The 3,348-nt window shown below is 61.6% G+C and carries 5 protein-coding genes, 1 tRNA gene and 1 pseudogene; all 7 read right to left on the minus strand.

Translation table 11 applies throughout. From position 1 onward, the window contains the following. Positions 1-211, minus strand: a pseudogene (gene rplL / locus RKP46_RS14195) (50S ribosomal protein L7/L12); the annotation flags it as partial. Between the two features lie 48 nt (positions 212-259). Beyond that, positions 260-775, minus strand: coding sequence for a 50S ribosomal protein L10 (gene rplJ / locus RKP46_RS14200; RefSeq protein ID WP_311107237.1), 516 nt, complete (start codon positions 773-775; stop codon positions 260-262). 292 nt (positions 776-1,067) lie between these two features. Next, positions 1,068-1,757: a 50S ribosomal protein L1 gene (gene rplA, locus RKP46_RS14205; protein ID WP_311107238.1), complete on the minus strand. Its 690-nt coding sequence runs from the start codon at positions 1,755-1,757 to the stop codon at positions 1,068-1,070. A 1-nt stretch (position 1,758) separates the two neighbouring features. Then, positions 1,759-2,190 carry a 50S ribosomal protein L11 gene (rplK, locus tag RKP46_RS14210; protein WP_311107239.1) on the minus strand — a complete coding sequence of 144 codons (432 nt, stop codon included), beginning with the start codon at positions 2,188-2,190 and terminating at the stop codon, positions 1,759-1,761. Between the two features lie 125 nt (positions 2,191-2,315). Next, positions 2,316-2,849 (minus strand): transcription termination/antitermination protein NusG, encoded by a 534-nt coding sequence (gene nusG, locus RKP46_RS14215; protein WP_311107240.1) that lies wholly within the window; start codon positions 2,847-2,849, stop codon positions 2,316-2,318. Beyond that, positions 2,846-3,199, minus strand: coding sequence for a preprotein translocase subunit SecE (secE, locus tag RKP46_RS14220; protein ID WP_311107241.1), 354 nt, complete (start codon positions 3,197-3,199; stop codon positions 2,846-2,848). The genes nusG and secE overlap by 4 nt, the downstream gene beginning before the upstream one ends. A gap of 22 nt (positions 3,200-3,221) precedes the next feature. Beyond that, a tRNA-Trp gene (locus RKP46_RS14225) sits at positions 3,222-3,297 on the minus strand. Positions 3,298-3,348 lie beyond the last annotated feature (51 nt).

The following is a 3,348-nucleotide window of genomic DNA, read 5'->3' on the forward strand; positions in this document are numbered from 1 at the left end:
TCGTTTCGACCTTCTTCTCGCCGGCCGCCATCAACATCACCGTAAACTCGGTCTGTTCTTCGACGACTGGCGCAGCCGCGCCCGGCGCGGCGACTGCCATCGAAGCAGCGGAAACGCCAAACTTCTCTTCAAACGCCTTGACCAGGCTGTTCAGTTCCATGACCGTCATCGCGCCGACGGCTTCAAGGATGTCTTCTTTTGTAATGGCCATAATCGATTAACTCCTAAATCTGAATACTCAATGGATCCGACAGCACGTTCAGGCGACGGCTTCTTCCGGATTCGCTGCTTCTTCGCGACTCTTTGCCAAAGCCGACAGGGCACAGGCGAAACCGGTGACCGGCGCCTGCATGATGCCAAGCAACTGGGCAAGCAACTCGTCGCGACTCGGAATCGACGCGAGCGCCTGCACTCCGGCTTTGTCGAGCAACTCGCCGGCATAGCTGCCGGCTCTGAGAACCAGCTTGTCGTTGGTCTTGGCAAACTCGTTGAGCACGCGTGCTGCCGCCACCGGATCGCTCGAAATGCTGTAGATCAGCGGCCCGGTCATCTGCTCGCCGAGGCTGGCGAAGACCGTGCCTTCAACCGATCGCCGCACCAAGGTATTCTTGCGCACGTGCAGATAGACCCCGGCGGCGCGCGCCTGGGCACGCAAACGCGTCAGGTGAGCCACCGGCAAGCCGCTGTACTCAGCCAGAACCATCGTCTGGGCACCGGCAATCGCCGCCGCAATGTCGTCGACGACGGCCTTCTTTTGTTCAAGGTTGAGACCCACAGGCCCTTCCTCCCTTCAAGTCAACACACACGCTCCGCCCACAGGAGCGAAACGCACCCACGGCGACCTGGATCCGGGCCGCGGTCGGCGCCAACCCGCACCGACTGCACAGTCCTTTTCGGGGCACACCGTCTGCGCAGGCCGTAACACGCTTAAACTCCGGGCCATCGCCCTCGGTACCTGCGGTCTTTGACGATCAGCCGACGGGGCGCAAACGCGCCGCGCCGACCGCCCAACAAAGCTCTTTTCCGACACCCGCAGGGCAGTCCTGCGAGTCGCCGGCGACAACGTTCTAGATGGTCGCTGCATCAACCCGGATGCCCGGCCCCATCGTGCTGGAAACGGCCACCCGCCGCACATACTGGCCACGGGAGGTGGCCGGCTTGGCCTTGATCAACGCTTCGAGCAGCGCCTTGAGGTTGATCGCCAGTTTGTCCACCTCAAACGAGGCCCGGCCTATCGTGCTGTGGATGATGCCGCCCTTGTCAGTGCGATATTGCACCTGGCCAGCCTTGGCGTTGCGCACGGCAGTGGCAACATCGGTAGTGACTGTGCCGACCTTGGGGTTGGGCATCAAGCCGCGTGGACCGAGGATCTGCCCAAGTTGCCCCACCACGCGCATCGCATCGGGTGTCGCGATCACCCGATCAAAGTTGATCACGCCGGACTTGATTTCCGCTGCCAGATCTTCGAAACCGACGATATCAGCACCAGCGGCACGCGCCGCGGCAGCGTTGTCGCCCTGCGCGAAAACGGCAACGCGAATGGATTTTCCGGTACCCGCGGGCAGGACGACCGATCCGCGAACGATCTGATCCGACTTGCGCGGGTCGACACCCAAACAGACGGCGACATCGATCGATTCGTCGAACTTCGCCGCAGCCAGGTCCTTGGCCAGCTTCAGAGCGTCCGCAGCGGCGTAGTTCCGCCCCGCTTCGACCTTGCCCTTGAGCGCTTTCTTACGTTTGGTCAGCGTCGCCATGTCAGACTCCCTCCACCGTGACGCCCATCGTGCGCGCGCTGCCGGCAATCGTGCGCACTGCGGCAGCCAGATCGGCTGCTGTCAGATCGGGCATCTTCTGCTGCGCGATTGCTTCACACTGCGCACGCGTCAGCGTTCCGACCTTGGTCGTGTGCGGCTTGGCACTGCCCTTCGGAATGCCGATCGCCTTCTTGATCAGCACCGTCGCCGGCGGCGTCTTCATGATGAACGTGAAGCTCTTGTCGGCATACGCGGTGATCACCACCGGAATTGGCAAACCTGGCTCGAGACCTTGCGTCTGAGCGTTGAAGGTCTTGCAGAACTCCATGATGTTCAAGCCGCGCTGACCGAGCGCCGGCCCGATCGGCGGAGATGGATTGGCCTTGCCGGCCGGCACCTGCAGCTTGATGTAACCGGTAATCTTCTTTGCCACGGTAGGACTCCTCAATACGGGTACAAGCGCGCCGACGCAGGCGCTCCCCAAACGACAAACGCGGCCGGCCGGCCGCACTTCCGCAGTGCGCCAAAAACGCGGCGCACTGCCAACGATTCACGCGATCAGGCTTTTTCGACCTGTCCGAACTCCAGTTCAACCGGCGTCGGCCGCCCGAAGATGGTCACCGACACGCGCAGACGGTTCTTTTCGTAGTTCACCTGCTCGACGGCACCGTGGAAATCGGTAAATGGACCCTCCTTGACGCGCACAACCTCACCCGGCTCGAAAAGCACCTTCGGCCTGGGTTTGTCGACGCCATCCTGCATCTGCTGCATGATCTTGGCGACTTCCTTCTCGGAAATCGGCGTCGGCTTGTTGGCGGTACCGCCAACAAAACCGGTCACTTTCGGCGTGCTCTTGACCAAGTGCCAGGAGTCGTCGTTCATCTCCATCTCGACGAGCACGTAGCCGGGGAAGAACTTGCGCTCGGAGATGCTTTTCTGGCCCATCTTGAGCTCGACGACCTCCTCGACCGGAACAAGGATGCGGCCGAAAGCGCTCTGCATACCCTGTCTCTGAATGCGCTCGGCAAGCGCCCGCTGTACGCTCTTCTCGAAACCCGAATAAGCGTGGACGACGTACCAGCGCATGCTCATGACTTTCTCCAACCAAGAACCAAGTCGTAGAGGACCCACTCGAGGCTCTTGTCGGTCAACCAGAGAAAAACCGCCATCACGACGACGAACGCAAAGACGAGGCCGGTTGTCTGCATGGTTTCCTTGCGCGAAGGCCAGACGACCTTTCTCGCTTCGGTCGCCGCCTCACGCGCGAAGACAAAGAACAGGCGGCCCTGCTCGGTATTCCAGGCCACGCCGGCTGCCAGCGCGACACCAGCGAGGACTGCCAGAACGCGCAGAATCGCCGCTTCCTGAGCAAGCAGGTAAAAGCCGGCAACGCCGGCCGCAAGCAGAAATAGCGCCAGCGCAAACTTGAACTTATCGGCCATGTCGTCCGCTTTGATGACAGGGTGGCAGGGGCAGAGGGAATCGAACCCCCAACCTTCGGTTTTGGAGACCGACGCTCTGCCAGTTGAGCTATACCCCTGCGGCAGAGCGCGCGCTCCGCATGCGGAGCCGCGCTTGGACTGACGTTGTT

The organism is Accumulibacter sp. (assembly GCF_031732815.1).
In the GTDB taxonomy this organism is placed as follows: Bacteria; Pseudomonadota; Gammaproteobacteria; order Burkholderiales; family Rhodocyclaceae; genus Accumulibacter.